Origin of the sequence: Streptomyces sp. NBC_01618 (genome assembly GCF_045209435.1) — a bacterium.
Taxonomy (GTDB): Bacteria; Actinomycetota; Actinomycetes; order Streptomycetales; family Streptomycetaceae; genus Streptomyces.
Genome location: NZ_CP109297.1, coordinates 2,503,435 through 2,522,435, shown reverse-complemented (window position 1 = coordinate 2,522,435; position 19,001 = coordinate 2,503,435). Strand labels below are relative to the sequence as shown.

Annotated in this window: 14 protein-coding genes; 10 read left to right on the top strand and 4 right to left on the bottom strand. The window is 69.1% G+C overall.

Annotated elements, in window-relative coordinates:
* Window positions 1-368 precede the first annotated feature (368 nt).
* The 6 genes from OH735_RS11915 to OH735_RS11890 all read left to right on the top strand — a co-directional run bounded on the left by OH735_RS11915 (window position 369) and on the right by OH735_RS11890 (window position 9,712).
* On the top strand, window positions 369-1,487 hold the full coding sequence (locus OH735_RS11915; RefSeq protein WP_406381343.1) for a DegT/DnrJ/EryC1/StrS family aminotransferase: 1,119 nt from the start codon (window positions 369-371) through the stop codon (window positions 1,485-1,487).
* Window positions 1,484-2,494, top strand: coding sequence for a Gfo/Idh/MocA family protein (locus OH735_RS11910; protein WP_406381342.1), 1,011 nt, complete (start codon window positions 1,484-1,486; stop codon window positions 2,492-2,494). The genes OH735_RS11915 and OH735_RS11910 overlap by 4 nt, the downstream gene beginning before the upstream one ends.
* 102 nt (window positions 2,495-2,596) lie before the next feature.
* Entirely contained in the window at window positions 2,597-5,185 is a 2,589-nt protein-coding gene (locus OH735_RS11905; protein WP_406381341.1) for a glycosyltransferase family 4 protein, read from the top strand.
* Between the two features lie 23 nt (window positions 5,186-5,208).
* Window positions 5,209-6,795, top strand: coding sequence for a glycosyltransferase family 4 protein (locus OH735_RS11900; protein ID WP_406381340.1), 1,587 nt, complete (start codon window positions 5,209-5,211; stop codon window positions 6,793-6,795).
* Window positions 6,792-8,426: a glycosyltransferase family 2 protein gene (locus OH735_RS11895; RefSeq protein WP_406381339.1), complete on the top strand. Its 1,635-nt coding sequence runs from the start codon at window positions 6,792-6,794 to the stop codon at window positions 8,424-8,426. The genes OH735_RS11900 and OH735_RS11895 overlap by 4 nt, the downstream gene beginning before the upstream one ends.
* A gap of 2 nt (window positions 8,427-8,428) precedes the next feature.
* Window positions 8,429-9,712, top strand: a complete 1,284-nt coding sequence (locus OH735_RS11890) for a nucleotide sugar dehydrogenase (protein WP_406381338.1) — start codon at window positions 8,429-8,431, stop codon at window positions 9,710-9,712.
* Window positions 9,713-9,812: 100 nt separating this feature from the next.
* On the opposite strand, the gene OH735_RS11885 is transcribed toward OH735_RS11890, so the two are convergent.
* The 4 genes from OH735_RS11885 to OH735_RS11870 all read right to left on the bottom strand — a co-directional run bounded on the left by OH735_RS11885 (window position 9,813) and on the right by OH735_RS11870 (window position 14,642).
* Complete coding sequence (locus OH735_RS11885; protein WP_406381337.1) at window positions 9,813-10,967, bottom strand: acyltransferase family protein; 1,155 nt, start codon at window positions 10,965-10,967, stop codon at window positions 9,813-9,815.
* A gap of 210 nt (window positions 10,968-11,177) precedes the next feature.
* On the bottom strand, window positions 11,178-11,792 hold the full coding sequence (locus OH735_RS11880) for an acyltransferase (RefSeq protein ID WP_406381336.1): 615 nt from the start codon (window positions 11,790-11,792) through the stop codon (window positions 11,178-11,180).
* Window positions 11,789-13,390 (bottom strand): glycosyltransferase, encoded by a 1,602-nt coding sequence (locus tag OH735_RS11875; RefSeq protein WP_406381335.1) that lies wholly within the window; start codon window positions 13,388-13,390, stop codon window positions 11,789-11,791. The genes OH735_RS11880 and OH735_RS11875 overlap by 4 nt, the downstream gene beginning before the upstream one ends.
* Complete coding sequence (locus tag OH735_RS11870; protein ID WP_406381334.1) at window positions 13,368-14,642, bottom strand: hypothetical protein; 1,275 nt, start codon at window positions 14,640-14,642, stop codon at window positions 13,368-13,370. Before OH735_RS11870 ends, OH735_RS11875 begins: the two co-directional genes overlap by 23 nt.
* Before the next feature lie 274 nt (window positions 14,643-14,916).
* On the opposite strand from OH735_RS11870, the gene rplU reads away from it, so the two are divergent.
* The 4 genes from rplU (at window position 14,917) to OH735_RS11850 (ending at window position 18,927) form a co-directional block, all read left to right on the top strand.
* A complete protein-coding gene (rplU, locus tag OH735_RS11865) occupies window positions 14,917-15,237 on the top strand; it encodes a 50S ribosomal protein L21 (RefSeq protein ID WP_030921216.1) in 321 nt (106 codons plus the stop codon).
* A 14-nt stretch (window positions 15,238-15,251) separates the two neighbouring features.
* Window positions 15,252-15,509 carry a 50S ribosomal protein L27 gene (gene rpmA / locus OH735_RS11860; protein WP_018103204.1) on the top strand — a complete coding sequence of 86 codons (258 nt, stop codon included), beginning with the start codon at window positions 15,252-15,254 and terminating at the stop codon, window positions 15,507-15,509.
* Window positions 15,510-15,670: 161 nt separating this feature from the next.
* On the top strand, window positions 15,671-17,107 hold the full coding sequence (obgE, locus tag OH735_RS11855) for a GTPase ObgE (RefSeq protein WP_406381333.1): 1,437 nt from the start codon (window positions 15,671-15,673) through the stop codon (window positions 17,105-17,107).
* Window positions 17,108-17,427: 320 nt separating this feature from the next.
* Window positions 17,428-18,927 carry a D-ribitol-5-phosphate cytidylyltransferase gene (locus OH735_RS11850; RefSeq protein ID WP_406381332.1) on the top strand — a complete coding sequence of 500 codons (1,500 nt, stop codon included), beginning with the start codon at window positions 17,428-17,430 and terminating at the stop codon, window positions 18,925-18,927.
* Window positions 18,928-19,001 lie beyond the last annotated feature (74 nt).

The window sequence follows — 19,001 nt, the reverse complement described above, 5'->3', positions numbered from 1 at the left end:
GAAAGAGGTGCGGTCCCCCGCGGGGGACAGCACCTCTTTCGCATCCGGGACGCAGGCGCGGAGCGTGTGGGCCATGTCTCGTCGGCCGTAACCTCAAGGAAACCAGCTATGAAAAGCCTGATAATGTGACGCGGCTGATGTCGGATAAGTCATTCTCGCGAATGCTCATCAGCGCGTCGGCCCGCTTCAGGCAGGACAGACCATCCTTGACACCCCGGTGCATTGCCCCCCGGGAAAAAGGGTGATTTGCGCGCAATATATTGGTACAGAATCGGCCATGCGCCGGGGCGGCGGAGCCTCATGCCGGCATTCGCGTGCCCTTGAGTAGTCGTCGGTCACAGCTCTTGCGGTGTTCAAGGAGGATGTCCATGTCGAGCGACAACAGGGAAGCGATCCCTGCTGCCCGACCCGTGATCGGTGACGACGAGATCGAGGCCGTGGTACGCGTACTGCGCAGCGGTCGTGTGGTGCAGGGCCCGGAGGTCGCAGCCTTCGAGGAGGGGTTCTCGGAGCTGGTCGCCGGACGCCACTGCATCGCGGTCAACTCCGGTACCTCGGCCCTGCACCTGCTGCTGCTCGCCCTCGGGATCGGCCCCGGCGACGAGGTCATCGTCCCCTCCTTCTCCTTCGCGGCCTCCGCCAACGCCGTCCGCCTGACCGGTGCCGATGTCGTCTTCGCGGACATCGAGCCGGGCAGCTTCGGCCTGGACCCGGCCGCGGTCGAGGCCGCCATCACGCCGCGCACCGTCGCGATCATGCCGGTGCACCTGTACGGTCACCCGGCAGCGATGGACAAGCTCATGCCCATCGCCGACAAGCACAAACTCGCCGTGGTCGAGGACGCCTGCCAGGCGCACACCGCGGCACTGAACGGCACCCCGGTCGGCGCTTTCGGCTCCGGCGGCACGTTCAGCTTCTACCCCACCAAGAACATGCACTCTCTCGAAGGAGGCATGGTCACCACCGCCGACGCAGAGGTGGCGCGCACCCTCAGGCTGCTGCGCAACCAGGGCATGGAGCAGCGGTACGCCAACGAGATCGTCGGCGCCAACATGCGCATGACGGACGTGTCCGCCGCCGTGGGGCGCGTACAGCTCGGCAAGGTGCTCGGCTGGACCGAGCAGCGCCGCGCCAACGCCGCGTACCTCGACGGGAACATCACCGCGCCCGGCGTCACCGTCCCGCCCGTTGCCAATGGTGCACGCCACGTTTACCACCAGTACACCATTCGGGTCCAGGGTGACCGTGACGCCGCCATGGCCAGGCTGAGCGAGGCGGGCATCGGCAACGCCGTGTACTACCCGACTCCGATCCACCGGCTGAAGCCGTACTGGGAGCCCGACCAGAAGGCGGGCCGGATCTGGGACCTGCCGGAGACCGAGCGGGCCGCCGCCGAGGTCGTCTCGTTGCCCGTGCATCCTTCGTTGACGCCGGACGACCTGGACCGCATCGTCGACGCCGTGAACTCGCTGGGAGACATGCAGTGACCGCAGGACTGAGGGCCGGACTGATCGGCCTCGGCTCGATGGGCCGCCACCACGCCCGTGTGCTGGCCGGCCTGGAGAACGTACAGCTGGTCGGCGTCGTCGACCCGATGGGGGACAAGAACGGCTGGGCGCAGGGCGCCCCCGTGCTGTCCACGGTCGACGAACTGATCGCACTCGGTGTCGACTACGCGGTCGTGGCCTGCCCCACCGCGCTGCACGAGGAAGTCGGCCTCCAGCTCGCCGAGGCCGGTGTCTGCGCGCTGATCGAGAAGCCCGTCGCCGACACCGTGGAAGGCGCCCGACGGCTGGTCGACGCCTTCGAGTCGCGCGGGCTGGTCGCAGGCGTCGGCCACATCGAGCGCTGCAACCCGGCGCTGCGGTCGCTGCGCTCCCGGCTGGAGGCGGGCGAGCTGGGCGAGGTCTTCCAGGTCGTCACCCGCCGACAGGGCCCGTTCCCGCACCGCATCGCCGATGTCGGCGTGGTCAAGGACCTCGCCACGCATGACATCGACCTGACGGGCTGGGTGACGGGGCAGGCGTACACGTCGGTCGCCGCCCACACCGTGTCGAAGTCCGGCCGCCCGCACGAGGACATGGTCTCCGCCGTGGGGCAGCTCTCCGACGGCACCATGGTCAACCACCTGGTCAACTGGCTGAGCCCGCTCAAGGAGCGGTTCACCTCCGTCACCGGCGAGCGCGGCACCTTCGTCGCCGACACCCTCACCGCCGACCTCACCTTCCACTCGAACGCCGCGGTGGCCACCGAGTGGGAGGCGCTGCAGGCCTTCCGCGGTGTCTCCGAGGGCGACATGATCCGCTACGCCATTCCCAAGCGCGAGCCGCTGCTGGTCGAGCACGAGCTCTTCAGGGACGCTGTACAGGGCACATCGGATGACATCTGCACATTGCGGCAGGGGCTGCGGACCGTCGAGGTGGCGGCTGCGGTTCTCGAGTCGGCCCTGAGTGGCACGACCGTCCGCGTGGACATCGACAGCGCGGCGAGCTGAATCCCCGGCAGCGGGCATACCGTTCATCTCCCCGGTCCGCTGCGCACTCCCCGGAGTGTGGAGCCGGCTCCGGCCTTTGTCTTGCACCGGAGGAAGTACAGAATGAAATCCCCTGCTCGTCGACCGCGGCTTGCCGTGATCGTCGCCAACGGCATCACGGGCGACTCACGGGTCCAGAAAACGGCTGTGGCCGCTGCGCGCGACGGCTGGGACGTCACGCTGATCGGCAGGAGCGACACCAAGCGCGTCCAACGGTCGAGGCTGGGGCCGATCGAGGTGATCCGTGTCCCCGTGGCCAAGGAGTACCTGCGGTCGGTGAAGGCGCGCAAGGCTCATCCGCTGCGTGGCGCCATGACTCAGTTCCGTATCCATGATCAGGGAGCGATGAGTCGCTACCGCGCGTCGTATCAGGCATGGGTGCGCCAGACGTCCGCCGAGACGACCTGGTCGGGCATGCCCCGGCGGACGTCGCTGAAAGCTGTGCTGCGTGCCCGCCGTGCCGTCTACAGGCTGCGGGTGCGTGCCTTCAAGTGGGAGCAGCGCCGGACGCCGAAGGACCCGGATCCGGTCCGTGACTGGCGTCTGGACTGGCCGCAGTTGGTCGATCTGGACCTGGCGTTCGGCCCGTTGATCGAGGAAATCAAGCCGGACGTCATCCACGCCAACGATGCCACCACGATCGTGACGGCCGCGCGCAGCGCCGCACGGCTGCGGGCGAGCGGCCACCGGTGCGTCTGGCTCTACGACGCCCACGAGTACATCCGCGGTGTCGAATGGCCCAACCCGCGACAGGCCTACGCGCTTCCCGCGGCCGAGGCCGAGTACATCGGCCGGGCCGACGCGGTTGTCACCGTTTCCCCGCAACTGGCCGAGCTGCTCAGGGACGACCACAAGCTTTCCGGGCTTCCGCTGGTCGTGGGCAACTCCCCGGTCCGCGAGGTGATCGGATCCGGAACGGTGCCGTCGTCCGTCCGTGACGCCTGCGATCTGGGTCCTGACGTCCCGCTCATGGTCTATTCGGGGTGGCTGGGGCCCGAACGCGGTCTGGACGCCGTGATCGACGGTCTTCCCGAACTGCCCGGTGTGCACCTGGCGCTCGTCTGCAGCCGGATGACGCCGCTTCTGGAGCGGTTGCTGGCGACCGCGGAGACGCTCGGAGTGCGCGACCGTATTCACCTGGTGCCCTACGTGCCGCAGCATCAGGTCGCCGACTACCTGTCCTCGGCGGATGTCGGTCTGACCCCGTTCAAGCGGGTTCCCAACTGTGAGGTCTCCCTGCCGACGAAGGTCTCCGAGTACCTTCAGGCCGGGCTCCCGCTGGTCACCAGCGATGTGCGTGTGATCAAGGCATACGTGGAGGAGAAGGGGCTCGGCGAGGTCTTCACCTGGGACGACCCGACCACCTTCGCGGCTGCCGCGTCCCGCGCGCTGAAGCGTCGTGACGAGCTTGCCGAGCACATCACCGAGGACGTGCTCAAGGAGCTCTCCTGGGAGCACCAGAGCGCCGGACTGCTTCAGCTGTACCGCACCCTGTCGAAGAAGAAGCCACCGGTGCCGGCCACCCAGGTGCCCTGGACCGTCCAGGAGACCCCCGGGGCCGTGCGGGCCTTCGCGAGCAACGGGGAACCCGGGCTACCGGCCTGGACCGCGCTCGGTTCCACACCGATCAAGCTGGGCATCGGACCGGCCAACTACGCCGGCCAGGGCGCGGCTTTCGCCCAGGCGGTGTCGCAGACGAATCCGGATGTGTCCGTCGAAGTCGTCATGAACCAGCGGACCGACAGTTTCGGGTATCCCGCGGACGTCTATGTCGACGCCGCCCGGCTCGGTGACCTCGATGTCCAGCTGCAGCAGGTGAAGCGGATCGTCGGCCGCTACAGCCATCTGATCGTCGATGCCTTCATGCCGGTCTTCGGGCGGCTCAACGGTGACACGATCGCCGGAGACCTGGCCGCGCTGCGCAAGGCTCGTATCAAGGTGGCGCTCCTGTCGCACGGAAGCGACATCCGCAACCCCGCCCGGCATCTGGAGCGCCACGAGTACTCGCTGTTCCGGGACGCGCCCGACGGAATCGCGGAGAAGCTCCAGAGGAAGGCCGAGGTCAACCGGCGGATCGCCGACGAATGCGGTCTCCCGCTCTTCGTCACGACTCCCGATCTGCTCGAGGACCTGCCGACGGCGCAGTGGGCCCCGCTCGTGGTGGATGTCACCTCATGGGCAGCCGAGCGGCCCGTGATGGAGCGCAAGCGGCCCATCGTGCTGCACGCGCCGTCCAAGCGCTGGACGAAGGGTACGGACCGGATCATGCCCGTACTCACCGAACTGCACGACAAGGGCGTGATCGACTTCAGGCTCGCCGAGGGCATTCCCTGGGCCGAGATGCAGGCACTGGTCAAGGAGAGCGACCTGGTCCTGGACCAGTTCACCACGGGCAGCTACGGCACGTTCGCCGTGGAAGCGATGGCCGCCGGCAAGCCGGTGATCGGCTACATAAGCGACACGGTGAAGGCCGCGACCAACGACGAGCTGCCCATCGTCGGCGCCACCCCGGACACCCTGCGCGAGGTACTGGGTTCTTTGATCGACGACCGTGAGGGCACAGCGGCCATCGGTCGCTTTTCGGTGGAATTCGCGCGTGATTACCACGACGGACGCAGGACAGCACAGGTGCTGAACGGTTTTCTCAAGTGACGCGTCCGGGGGAAAGGCTGTTGATGGAGAAGCAGGAAGCCGGCAACGACCGGCCCGGCAGGGGCCGGGTCGTCATGCTGGTCGACAACAAGGTCGAGGGCGATTCGCGGGTACAGAAGGCTGCCGAGTCCATGGCCGCAGCCGGCTGGGACGTGACGCTGCTGGGCCTGGTGCGCTCGGGCAAGGGCCGCAGCTGGCAGCTCGGCGGCGCCGAAGTGCGGCTGCTGCCGCTGAAGACGCCGCTGGCGAAGCGGCATGCCGAGCGGCACCGCTCGCCACTGCGTCGCCCTCTGGCGTACCCCCCCGGCCCCCTCGCGTCGTACCGCCGGCAGTGGGCCAAGGCATGGCGCGCCGATGTCGCCACGCGTCGGGCCGCGCTCAAGGTGGCGCCGCAGGCGGTCGGTACGCCGGGGTTCCGGAAGATGGAGCAGGCTCGCCTCGTGGCGGCCGGGCCGGCATCGAAGGTGATGCAGCGCTGGATCGAATTCCGCTCCCGGCAGTCCACCGAGGCGCAGAAGGCCGGCCGGCGCCTGCGCGGTCCGCTGGACCGGGCGTTCACCGCGGCCTGGAAGACGGCCAAGGGGAAGCGCGCCTGGCGCAGGCTCGAACCCGCGTTGTGGGACTACGAGCTGACGTACGGAAAGGAGATCGACGCGCTCGAGCCGGATCTGATCCACGCCAACGACTTCCGCATGCTCGGCGTCGGTGCCCGCGCCACCGTCCGCGCCAGGGCCGCGGGCCGTCGGGTCAAGCTGGTCTGGGACGCGCACGAGTTCTTGCCCGGAGTCCGCCCGTGGGAGGACAACGCCCACTGGATCCCGGGCAATACGGCACACGAGAGCGAATTCGCCCCGTACGCCGACGCGGTGGTGACCGTCTCCGAGGGCCTCGCCGATCTGCTCCGTGAGCGTCACTCCTTGACCGCGCAGCCCACGGTCGTGCTGAACGCCCCCGACCGGCCGGTCGAGCCGCTCGACGAGGACGATGCCGAACCGCTGCCCGATCTGCGGGAACAGTGCGGCATCGGCCCGGACGTTCCGCTGGTGGTCTACAGCGGCTCGCCCGGACCGCAGCGCGGCCTCGGCGACATGGTGGAGGCGCTGCCGCAGCTGGACGGCGTGCACATGGCATTCGTCGTTCCGAATCCGGCGGCCGGCTACATCCAGGGCCTGCTGGCCCGGGCGGAGGAGCTGGGGGTACGGGAGCGGCTGCACGCGGTGCCGTACGTACAGCACTGGCAGGTCGTCCGGTTCCTGTCCGCCGCGGATGTCGGCTGCATTCCGATCCATCACTGGCCGAACCACGAAATCGCTCTCATCACCAAGTTCTTCGAGTACTCGCACGCCCGGCTCCCCCTGGTCGTCAGCGATGTGAAGACCATGTCCGAGATGACCCGTGCGACGGGCCAGGGCGAGGTGTGCACCGCTGAGGACGTCTCCGACCTGGTCCGCGCGATCAAGCAGGTGCTGGCCGATCCGGAACGCTACCGTGCCGCCTACGACAAACCCGGGCTGCTGGACACCTGGACCTGGGAAGCCCAGGCCGACGTCCTCGACGGTCTGTACACCAACCTGCTCTCCGACCCAGAGAAGGCGGCTAACAGACGATGACGACGGTTCCTGACGTCAGTGTGGTTGTCGCCGTGTACAACACCATGCCCTACCTGACGGAGTGCCTGAACTCCCTCGTGGGGCAGACCATCGGGCTGGACCGGCTGGAGGTCGTCGCGGTCGACGACGGTTCGACGGACGACAGCGCCGCCGAGCTCGACCGCTTCGCCGAGCGCTACCCGGACACGGTCAAGGTCGTCCACCAGGCCAACTCCGGTGGTCCGGCGATGCCGAGCAACCGCGCACTGGAGCTCGCCACCGGCAGGTACGTCTACTTCATCGGCTCCGACGACTACCTCGGCGAGGAGGCGCTGGAGCGGATGGTGAAGTGCGCCGACACCCACGGTTCCGATGTCGTCGTCGGCAAGATGGTCGGCACCAACGGCCGGTACGTGCGCCAGTCGCTCTACAAGGCCAACGACTCCGACGTCAGCCTCTACGGGCCCGAGCTGCCGTTCGCGCTGGCCAACACCAAGCTCTTCCGTCGCGACCTCGTGGAGAAGCACAAACTGCGCTTCCCCGAGGACGTGCCGGTCGGCAGCGACCAGCCCTTCACCATCGAGGCGTGCGTCCGCGCCCGCAAGATATCCGTGGTGGCCGACTACACCTGCTACTACGCGGTGAAGCGCGGGGACGCCAGCAACATCACCTACCGGGCCAACCATCTGGCACGGCTGCGCTGCACGGCCATGATCATGGACCATGCGGCCGGGCTGATCGAGACCGGGCCGAACCGGGACGCCGTCTTCAAGCGCCATTTCACCTGGGAGCTCTCCAAGCTCATCCAGAGCGACTTCGTGGACCTCGACGACGAGACGAAGCGTGAGATCTGCGCCGGTATCACCCGGCTCGCCGACACCTATCTGACGGACCCGCTCAGCGATTCGCTCCCGGTCAAGCTGCGGGCGAGGCTCCGGCTCGCGCAGCGCGGCGCCGTCGACGAACTCTGCCGTGCCATCAGTGAAGAGGCCGAGCACGGTGCGCCCCCCTTCCACCTGGAGGACGGCCGGGCCTTCGCCCGCTACCCCGGCTTCCGTGACACGGGGCTCGAACTCCCCGACCGCTGCTTCGAACTGGTCGGCGAGATCGTCCCCGGACGGCTCGCCAACAAGACCGAGCTGATCGAGGCGGACTGGGTGCAGACCGGCGAGGAACTGGCGCTGGCGCTGGCGGTACGGGTGGGCGTCGTCGGCGACACCGGCTCCGCGGTCGTCCGTCTCGTCGAGGGCGCCATGCCCAAGAGCGCCGACAAGCCGCGCGCCCGCCGCCTGCCGGACGGGCACGCCCTGCCCCCGGCACAGGGGGAGTTCACCCGGGAACTCACGGACGACGGCAACGCCACCGTGCTGCGGGCCCGGATCCCGCTCGAACCCCGTACGGCCAAGCGAGGCGTGCGGGTCTTCGTGGACGTGGCCGGCGGAACGTACGAGATCCCGGTACGTGGCGACGGCCGGCCCATGCCGCTGGCCCGCAGGTGGCACGGCGAGACGGACCCGTACCGGGCCGCGGCGCGTCTCAACACCAAGGGCCGCATTGTGATCGGCACCGGCCCGCTCCATCCGCCCAAGAAACCGCTGGGCTCGCGGCTGCGATCCCTGTTGACCGGCGCCATGCGCACCAAGAGGAAGTAACCATGAACATCTGTGTAGTCGCCCTGGGCAAGATCGGTCTGCCGCTCGCCGTGCAGTTCGCCGCCAAGGGCCACCGGGTGATCGGCGCCGACGTCAACGAGAAGGTCGTCGAACTGGTCAACGCCGGCGTCGAGCCCTTCCCGGGCGAGCACGACCTCGACGTCAAGCTCAAGGAGACCGTCGAGGCGGGGCTGCTGACCGCGACGACGGACACCGCGTCCGCCGTCGCCCGGTCCGAGGCCGTCGTGGTCGTCGTCCCCCTCTTCGTGGACGCCGAGGGAACGCCCGACTTCGGCTGGATGGACTCCGCGACCAGGGAGATCGCCGCCGGTCTCAAGCCGGGCACCCTCGTCAGCTACGAGACCACGCTGCCGGTCGGGACCACCCGGACCCGCTGGGCGCCGATGCTCGAAGAGGGCTCCGGCCTCAAGGCCGGCGAGGACTTCCACCTGGTCTTCTCGCCGGAGCGGGTGCTCACCGGCCGGGTCTTCGCGGACCTACGCCGCTACCCGAAGCTGGTCGGCGGGATAGACGAGGCCTCGGCGGCGCACGGTGTGTCGTTCTACGAGTCGGTCCTGGACTTCGACGAACGTACGGATCTGCCGCGCCCCAACGGCGTCTGGGACCTGGGCACTTCGGAGGCGTCCGAGCTGGCCAAGCTCGCCGAGACGACCTACCGGGACGTCAACATCGGTCTGGCGAACCAGTTCGCCCGCTTCGCCGACCAGCAGAACATCGATGTCCTCAAGGTCATCGAGGCGTGCAACTCCCAGCCGTACAGCCACATCCACCAGCCGGGCATCGCCGTCGGCGGCCACTGCATCCCGATCTACCCGCGGATGTACCTCTGGAACGACCCCTCGGCGACCGTGGTGCGCTCGGCGCGCGAGGCCAACGCGGCCATGCCCGAGTACGCGGTCGACCTGCTCGCCGCCGCTTACGGCGACCTGGACGGGGTGGGCGTGCTGGTGCTGGGCGCGGCCTACCGCGGCGGCGTGAAGGAGACGGCCTTCTCCGGCGTCTTCCCGACCGTCGAGGCCCTGAAGGCGCGCGGCGCGGTGCCGTTCGTCTCGGACCCGATGTACACCTCCGAGGAGCTGGCCGCGCACGGTCTCGTCCCGCACGAGGGCCAGACCGTCACCGCGGCGATCCTCCAGGCCGACCACGCCGAGTACCGCGAGCTGGCCGCCGCCGACCTCCCGGACGTCCGCGTCCTGGTCGACGGCCGCCGTACGACGGACCCGGCCCGCTGGGAAGGTGTCCGCCGCGTCGTCATCGGCGGCTGATCGCTGATCACCGTACGCGTGCGAGGGGCCCCGGCCGACCAGGTCGACCGGGGCCCCGTCGTCGTCTGCCGGACCTTGGCCAGGGACGCCGGGCCCGCGATCAGCCAGGGGGCAGCGCCGGCGGATTGCTGGATTCCCGGGCCAGAGCCGCGCGCAGCCAGTTCTGCGAGGGCCGCTCCACGAACCGGTGCACCAGCCAGGCCAGCGCGATCAGCGCCGCCGTGGTGACGCCCAGCGTGGGCCAGGCGCCCAGGTGCCCGTACAGGTTGCGGATCATGGCCCAGCCCAGCTCCTCGTGGAGGAGGTAGAGGGGGTAGACCAGGGCGCCCGCGGTGGGCAGCCACTTCCAGTTGATCCAGTTCACCTTGCGCAGCGCCACCGCCAGCACCAGCAAGTAGAAGACGGTGACCAGGGCCAGTGCGACGTACGGGTCCCGATCCATGCCCTTGTTGTGCCGCAGGTTGTCGGCGTGCTCGACCAGGTCGCTCTGCATCACCAGCCAGCTCGCACCCAGCAGTCCCCACAGCTTCAGATCGGGTCCGAAGCGGTACATCAGATACATCGCGATGCCGGCCACGAACAGCGCGGTGTTCAGCGGCTGGGCGAAGATCCCGAGCAGCGGCACGTCCTTGTCCTGCTGGACCAGGACGCTCGCCAGCAGCCACACCCAGCAGAAGACCGAGACGTTCCGGTAGTCGACGCCCTTGCGGAGAACCACCAGGAAGACCAGGTAGAAGGTGAGCTCGACCCAGAGCGTCCAGTACGCACCCACCAGGTGCTGCGCGGAGAGCGGCACCTGGAACATCGTGAGGTTGGTCAGTGAGTCACTGATACTGGGCGCGGTGCGCCGGCCGTCCGGCAGCAAGCGCCAGATCAGGAAGGCGACGACGGCGGAGAACCAGTAGGCGGGGAACAGCCGCAGGAAACGGGCGCGTACGAACTGCCCGGGTGTGCGGTTCCAGGCCGAGAGGCAGATGACGAAGCCACTGATGATGAAGAAGAGCTGGACGCCGTACGAACCGTACGACGTGACCGGGAAGAGCCAGGGGAACAACTCCTTGGGGTTCACACCCCAGTTGGCCTTGGTCGCCGCGTCGATGCCGGTGAAGTGGAAGAACAGGACGGACAACGCCGCCAGGACGCGCAGCGCATCCAGTGCGTAGAGCCGGGGTGCGGCCGCCTTCTTGGGCGGCTGCGTTCCGTGCGCGCCGACTGTGTCCGGTTGACCGGGGACCTGGACATCGGTCTGGAACATGTCGGCCTCACTTGTAGGGCGCCGGTAAATTCGGTCATCTTATGTGCCCGGCTGGAACGAGCGGCCGCACTGGTGAACCGGACGGGGGCCTCGGCGAGCGGGATACGAGCCCGTCCCGGAAACGGGACGCGGTGGAAGGCGATGCCCGAGACGGAAACGCCGCGGGATCCGCCCCTGAACGAGCGCGATTCCCGCGGCGTTCTCCCTGGCTCAGTCCTGGGGCTGTGCGGCGCGCTCGGTCAGCACCCCGGCCTTCTCCTCGTATACCGCGCCCGTCTGCGGGCACTCCCACACGCCCGGCTCGCCCGGGCGCTCCACCAGCTTCACACCGGCGTGACCGACCCAGCCGACCTGCCGGGCCGGGACGCCGACGACCAGAGCGAAGTCGGGGACGTCCTTGGTGACCACCGCGCCGGCCGCGACCATTGCCCAGCGGCCGATCCGGACCGGGGCGACGGCGACCGAACGGGCGCCCAGGGACGCCCCCTCGGCGATCTTCACCCCGACGGCCTCCCAGTCGCCGCCGCGCTTCTGCTTACCGTCGGGGTCGACGGAGCGCGGGTTGTGGTCGTTGGTGAGGACCACCGACGGGCCGATGAAGACACCGTCGGCAAGTTCGGCGGGTTCGTATACGAGTGCGTAGTTCTGGATCTTGACGTTGTCGCCGATCCGGACGCCCGTACCCACGTAGGCGCCGCGCCCGACCACACAGCCCTCGCCGAGCCGGGCCTGTTCGCGGATCTGGGCGAGCTCCCAGACGCTGCTGCCGGCGCCGATCTCGGCGGTCTCGTCGACCTGGGCGGTGGGCTGGACTCTGTAGTTCACTGCGCGTCTGCCTTTCGGAGTGGGGCCTCGACCGGCGAGCTTACGTCGCGGTCCGTGCCCAGCAGCAGGCGGTCGTAGTCGCTGCGCACGGTCTCCCAGTCCCAGGCCGACAGGGCGTACCGGGACGCCTCGCGCCCGGCCGCTGCCCGGATCTCCTCGGACGCGGTGACGGCGAGGATCCGCTCGGCGGCCTGCTGCGGGGTCGTGACGATCCAGTCCTCGGGGAAGAGGGTCCGCGTGCTGTGCGCCCGGCCGGCCACGAACGGCCAGTCCCGGACGACCGGCACGGCACCCGCCGCCGCTCCCTCCATCAGGCCGACGTGACAGCCCTCACGGACCGAGCTGCTGAGGATCACGCCCACTGCGGTGAGCACGCCGGGTACGTCGTCGCTCGGCCCGAGCCTGCGCACGGCCCCTGAGGGCTCCAGCTCGGCGAGATCCTTCTCCAGGGCCTCGTGATAGGCGGCGGCCGCCGCGCTGGGTGCCGGATCGATGCCGCCGCCGACCATCAGAAGGCGGTAGCGCTCGTCCCGGGCCCGAAGGAGCCGGAGCACCTCCAGCCCCCAGCGCGGGTCCTTGGCTATCTGGCCGATGCCTATCAGGCCCACGGTGAACCGCGCGTAGTCGCTCTTGGGACGGTCGAACCGCCGCAGGTCCAGTGCGTTGTGCAGGAAGTGGAGGCGCGGCGCGTCGGGACCGAGCAGCCGGGGAATGGCGGCGGTGGTCAGCTCCCGCATGTGCTCCGCGATGAACACGACATCGTCGACCCGGGAGAAGTCCATGATGTGCGGCCAGTACGTGAACGACTCGTACTTGTGGAGCCGGACGACGATCCGGGTGCTGCCCGGATCGACCAGGGTCATGAACGCGGCGGCCGTGGAGCACCACTCGATGAAGACCGTGTCCGCCCAGTCCAGATGGGGGCGCAGCGCCGCCTCGACCTCGGCCGCGTAGGCGGCCTGGGTCCCGAGCGGCAGCTCGATCATCCTCCGCAGGCCCCTGGCCAGCGGCGCGAGCACCGGATCGGCCGCCAGGTCCAGCGTGCGGAGCTCGACACCGGGGCGGTCCGCGTAACGCTCGGTGAGCAGGCCCAGGAAGTTGGAGTTGGCCCGGTTCACCACGAGCAGCCGCAGCGGCCGGTCGGTCGGGGGCGCGGCGGGGGGTGCCTTCCGGCCGCGGGGTGCCGCCACCGCGCGGGCGGTGGTGCTGGCGCGCAGCCGGGCGGTGAATCCGGCCGGGTCGTCCGACAGGGGCGAGTGGAGCCGGTCGACGTGCGGAACCCGGTGGAAGGCCAGTAGCAGGGCCTGGGTGAGAGCCGCGGCGGCTTCCTTCTTGCGGCCCGCTTTGAACCTGGAGTCCGCGTAGACCAGCTCGGCGGCGTACGCGGGGACGAGGTGGCGGGGTACGAGGCCCCGGTCGAGCTGGGCGGCGGCCGCCTCGCCCAGCAGGTCCGCCTTCAGCCGACGGTTGCGGACGCGTTGCGCGCAGACACCCAGGACTCGCGCGGCGACGGACGGCCGGTCGGTACGGGCCATCCGGGCGACCGCACGTCGGGCGGTCTTCGCCAGAAGTTCATCAGGTATCTGCGGTCTCGGCACGGCACGTCTCCACGGTTGAGGAAGGAACTCGGACCGTACGATCATTCGGGAGTGAGGGATAGCCCCGAACTGCTTGTGTAATCAAGGCAATTCCCAGCGTCACCGGCAGCCACATGAGCACGCCCAGCCGATCGGCCTCCTGGACCAGGGGATGCGCGGCGATCTGGGCGGCGCCGGCCAGCGTCACCGCGCAGGCCAGCGGACCCAGCACCCCGCCGCGGCGCAGCAGCACCCACAGCGAGAGCGCCGTGGCCACCAGGAAGAACGGCATCGCGGCCTGCTCGCCGATCCAGTGACTCCAGTACTTCAGATCGAGATCGACGAGCCGGGCCCAGGGGTCCGGGACCTCGGGGGCACGGAAATGGCGGGTGAAGGTGTCCTGAAGGGTGACCTCCGACGAGGGGAGCCCGAGCAGCTTCATCACGAGTGCCACGGCACCGGCACATCCCGCGGCCACCCCGGCGAGCAACAGGTCCGCCCGGGACCGCCGCAGGAGCCAGGAGGCGAACATCGCCACCGAGATCAGCGCGGCCAGCACCAGCGCTGTCGAGTAACGGGTGACGGTGCAGACCGCCAGGGAACCGACGAACAGCACCGCACCCACCGTACGTCTGTCCCGCGCCATGAGCGCCCCGCCCCACACCGCCCCGAGCACGCAGACCGTGACCAGACCCTCGCTCAATGCCTGGAGACTCCACCGGCCGAGCGGTGAGACGAGGAAGGCGATCTGGCCGGCCACGGCGGCCGGGGGCGAGAGCCCGGCCCCGCGCAGCAGCCCGCAGACGGCCAGGGAGCCGCCCACGGCCAGCAGCAGCCCGAGCGCCCGCATGCCGTCGAGCACCCCGAGCGCACCGATGAAGGGAGCGGCGAGCAGGGGATAGCCGGGACGGGACGAGAAGATCGATTGGTAGCGGGGGTCCCCGGTGGTGATGTCGGGAGCGTCGGCCCAGCGCTTCAGGCAGGCGGCCTCGCTCGCCGCCCCGGCCGCGCCCGGCGCGTCCGCACCGGCCAGCGGATCGAGCTTCTCGCTCCGGGCCGCTTGGTCGGCCCGGCTCGCGCAGAAGGCGGAGAGCGCGGTCCGGTGCGCCTCGCCCCGGTCGGCTCCGAGGTACTCCTCGGCGGCCCGGGCGTACCGGTAGGAGTCCGGGAAGAGCGTCCAGGAGGTCCCGGCGGTCAGCTGTGCCAGCACATAGACGGCGGACACCAGAAGAGCCAGCAGCCAGGTACGGCCGGGCAGGACGGAGCGGGGCATCGATGGCCTCAGGCGGTACGGAAAGTTACGAAAACGGGAAATTTAGCACGCGGGAGCCGGTGGACGGGCCCGTGGAGGCCCGGTTTGACCGCCCGGGAGCAGCCCCGTAACCTTGACCCTCGGCGTGTTTCCATGCGCGCCCACCCCTGAGCACATTCCTCCTGATGGACCTGTCCGCCAGGAGAGGCCGCTCATCCTTCCGGATCGTCGCGGGCTTCGGCCTGTGCGGGCGGCTGGCATCAGGGGATTCGTTCCGAGCGAGAGAGAGATCCGCGTGTACGCCATCGTGCGCAGCGGTGGCCGCCAGCACAAGGTTGCTGTCGGTGACATCGTTGAGGTTGACAAGATTTCCACTGCCCAGGTTGGCGACACGGTCGAGCTCTCGACCCTGCTCGTGGTCGACGGCGACGCCGTGACCAGCGACCCGTGGGTGCTGGCCGGGATCAAGGTCCAGGCCGAGGTCGTGGACCACCACAAGGGCGCGAAGATCGACATCCTTCGCTACAAGAACAAGACCGGCTACCGCCGTCGCCAGGGTCACCGTCAGCAGTACACGGCGATCAAGGTCACTGGTATCCCCGCGGCTGCGAAGTAAGGGACTGAGGAGACATGGCACACAAGAAGGGCGCATCGTCCACCCGGAACGGGCGCGATTCCAATGCTCAGCGGCTCGGCGTGAAGCGCTTCGGCGGTCAGGCCGTCAACGCCGGTGAGATCCTGGTCCGCCAGCGTGGCACCCACTTCCACCCGGGCACGGGCGTCGGCCGTGGTGGCGACGACACGCTGTTCGCACTCGCCGCCGGTGCGGTCGAGTTCGGCACGCACCGTGGCCGCAAGGTCGTGAACATCGTTCCGATCGCCGGCTGATTTTCGGCGCTCGTCGAGCGGTTTCTGCGGAGGCGGACCTCACTTCCCGAACGGGAAGCGGGTCCGCCTTTCGCGTGTTTCTCCCATGAGAGACGGCTTTCTCCTATGCGGGACGGCACGAGTGAGACATTTCTGCATGTATGTAACTGGAGGTTCCAACCATGACCACCTTCGTGGACCGCGTCGAGCTGCATGTCGCCGCGGGTAACGGGGGCCACGGCTGCGCCTCCGTACACCGTGAGAAGTTCAAACCGCTCGGCGGTCCGGACGGCGGCAACGGCGGACGCGGCGGCGATGTGACCCTGGTCGTCGACCAGGCCGTCACCACCCTCCTCGACTACCACCACAGCCCCCACCGCAAGGCCACCAACGGGCAGCCCGGCGCGGGCGACCACCGCTCCGGCAGGGACGGCCAGGACCTGGTCCTGCCGGTGCCCGACGGTACGGTCGTGCTCGACCGGAACGGCAATGTGCTGGCCGACCTGGTCGGCCAGGGCACCACGTTCGTCGCCGGACAGGGCGGCCGCGGCGGTCTCGGCAACGCCGCGCTGGCCTCCGCCCGCCGCAAGGCCCCCGGCTTCGCGCTGCTCGGCGAGCCCGGCGAGGCCCGCGACATCGTCCTGGAGCTCAAGACCGTCGCCGACGTCGCGCTGGTGGGCTACCCGAGCGCCGGAAAGTCCTCGCTGATCTCCGTCCTCTCGGCGGCCAAGCCGAAGATCGCCGACTACCCGTTCACGACCCTCGTCCCGAACCTCGGCGTGGTCACCGCGGGCAGCACCGTCTACACCATCGCCGACGTTCCGGGCCTCATCCCCGGCGCCAGCCAGGGCCGGGGCCTCGGCCTGGAGTTCCTGCGGCACGTGGAGCGCTGCTCGGTGCTCGTGCACGTCCTGGACACCGCGACGCTGGAGTCCGACCGCGACCCGGTCTCCGACCTCGACATGATCGAGGAGGAGCTGAAACAGTACGGCGGCCTGGAGGACCGGCCCCGCATCGTCGTTCTCAACAAGATCGACATCCCGGACGGCCAGGACCTCGCCGACATGATCCGCCCGGATCTGGAGGCGCGCGGCTACCGCGTCTTCGAGGCGTCCGCCGTCGCCCGCACGGGCCTGAAGGAACTCTCCTTCGCGCTCGCGGGTGTCATCGCCGAGGCGCGCGCGGCCAAGCCCGTCGAGGTGGCGACCCGTATCGTCATCCGCCCGAAGGCCGTCGACGACGCGGGCTTCACCGTCACGCTGGAGGAGGACGGCATCTACCGGGTGCGCGGCGAGAAGCCGGAGCGCTGGGTCCGGCAGACCGACTTCAACAATGACGAGGCCGTCGGCTACCTGGCCGACCGGCTCAACCGTCTCGGTGTCGAGGACGAGTTGATGAAGGCCGGCGCCCGGGCGGGCGACGGCGTGGCCATCGGCGCCGAGGACAACGCGGTCGTCTTCGACTGGGAGCCGACCGTGGCGGCGGGCGCCGAGATGCTCGGCCGGCGTGGCGAGGACCACCGTCTCGAAGCGCCGCGCCCGGCGGCGCAGCGCCGCCGCGACCGCGAGGCGGAACGCGACGACGCACAGCGCGAGTTCGACGACTTCAACCCGTTCTAGAACGCTCAGCCGCAGCCTACGCCGTGCTTTCAGCCATGGTGATACCGCCGGACGGGTCTGTTCGTCACCCCGTCCGGCGGCCCGGCACGCTCTCGATGTCACTCGATCGGGGGATTCGAACCCGCTCAAGGGTGATTCATGCCGCTCAACCGTGTGGCATCGATCACCCGACCGGAGGGCGTCGATTCCGCTATTCGCCCTGATCGCAGGGCAATGCGAGGTGTCCATACGGCATGCCGCGGCCGACGTCCACCTTGCGAGACGGTAACGGAGAGTGCAACCATCGCTGTATCTCCCAGCCCCCGCAAAGTAGGTCGTCCGTGTCTGCTCAGCACATAGCCAAAGCCCGAACCACAGCAGTCGTGCTCGCCGGCGGTACCGGTCAGCGCGTGGGACTGTCCATCCCCAAGCAGCTGTTGAAGATCGCAGGCAAGGCTGTCATCGAGCACACGCTGTCGATCTTTCAGCAGGCCGACTCCATCGACGACATCATCGTGTTGATGGCGCCGGGCTACGTCCCCGACGTGGAGAAGATCGTCGCCAAGGCCGGACTCAGCAAGGTCACCAAGGTGATCGAGGGCGGCTCCACCCGTAACGAGACCACCGAGCGCGCCATCGCGGCCCTCGGCGAGGGCCTGGCCGAGGGCGAGGACCGCAACGTCCTGTTCCACGACGCCGTGCGCCCGCTGCTGTCACAGCGCGTCATCAAGGACTGCGTCGACGCCCTGGACCGCTACCAGGCGGTCGACGTCGCCATCCCCTCCGCGGACACGATCATCGTGACCCGCACCCACGGCGGCGACGGCGAGTTCATCACCGATGTGCCCGACCGCTCCCGGCTGCGCCGCGGCCAGACGCCGCAGGCCTTCAAGCTCTCCACGATCCGCCGGGCGTACGAGGTCGCAGCGGGCGACCCGAACTTCCAGGCCACCGACGACTGCTCGGTCGTCCTGAAGTACCTCCCCGACGTGCCGATCTACGTCGTCGCGGGCGACGAGTACAACATGAAGGTCACTCAGCCCGTCGACGTCTTCATCGCGGACAAGCTCTTCCAGCTCGCCTCCACGGCCGTCCCGCAGCCGACCGACGACGCCGCCTACCGCGAACTGCTCACCGGTAAGACCCTCGTCGTCTTCGGCGGCTCGTACGGCATCGGCGCGGACATCGCGGCCCTCGCCGAGTCCTACGGCGCCACCGTCTACGCCCTGGGCCGCTCCACCACCGGTACGCACGTGGAGAACCCGGAGCACATCGACGACGCGCTCTCCAAGGCGTACGCGGACACCGGCCGCGTCGACTACGTGATCAACACCGCGGGCGTGCTCCGCATCGGCAAGCTGGCCGAGACCGACAGCGCGACCATCCAGGAAGCGCTGAACGTCAACTACCTGGCGCCGGTGCAGATCGCCCGTGCCTCGTACAAGTACCTCGCCGAGACCAAGGGCCAGCTGCTGCTCTACACCTCCAGCAGCTACACCCGGGGCCGCGCGGAGTACAGCCTCTACTCGTCGACCAAGGCCGCCATGGTCAATCTCACCCAGGCGCTCTCGGACGAGTGGGCGGGCGACGCCGTTCGGGTGAACTGCGTGAACCCCGAGCGCACTGCCACGCCGATGCGCACCAAGGCGTTCGGGGAAGAGCCCGCGGGCACGCTGCTGTCCTCCGAGGCGGTCGCCAGGACATCCCTCGACGTCCTGCTCTCCGACATGACCGGCCATGTCATCGACGTGCGCCAGCAGGACCCGACCCGTGGCGCTTCCGAGGCGTCGGGCTTCGAACAGGCCTTGGCCGCTGTCCTGGACCGACAGGCCGATGTGTAATACTGCTTGACAATCGACTATTCGGACCCCTGTAGACGCCCGCGAGCGAATTGCAGGGGTCCGAATTCGTGAAG

What these genes read in the sequence shown, in the direction of transcription:
- obgE (WP_406381333.1), top strand. Translation starts at nt 15,671, where the DNA reads ATGACCACCTTCGTGGACCGCGTCGAGCTGCATGTCGCCGCGGGTAAC.
- OH735_RS11900 (WP_406381340.1), top strand. Translation starts at nt 5,209, where the DNA reads ATGGAGAAGCAGGAAGCCGGCAACGACCGGCCCGGCAGGGGCCGGGTC.
- rpmA (WP_018103204.1), top strand. Translation starts at nt 15,252, where the DNA reads ATGGCACACAAGAAGGGCGCATCGTCCACCCGGAACGGGCGCGATTCC.
- OH735_RS11870 (WP_406381334.1), bottom strand. Translation starts at nt 14,642, where the DNA reads ATGCCCCGCTCCGTCCTGCCCGGCCGTACCTGGCTGCTGGCTCTTCTG.
- OH735_RS11905 (WP_406381341.1), top strand. Translation starts at nt 2,597, where the DNA reads ATGAAATCCCCTGCTCGTCGACCGCGGCTTGCCGTGATCGTCGCCAAC.
- OH735_RS11890 (WP_406381338.1), top strand. Translation starts at nt 8,429, where the DNA reads ATGAACATCTGTGTAGTCGCCCTGGGCAAGATCGGTCTGCCGCTCGCC.
- OH735_RS11895 (WP_406381339.1), top strand. Translation starts at nt 6,792, where the DNA reads ATGACGACGGTTCCTGACGTCAGTGTGGTTGTCGCCGTGTACAACACC.
- OH735_RS11915 (WP_406381343.1), top strand. Translation starts at nt 369, where the DNA reads ATGTCGAGCGACAACAGGGAAGCGATCCCTGCTGCCCGACCCGTGATC.
- OH735_RS11885 (WP_406381337.1), bottom strand. Translation starts at nt 10,967, where the DNA reads ATGTTCCAGACCGATGTCCAGGTCCCCGGTCAACCGGACACAGTCGGC.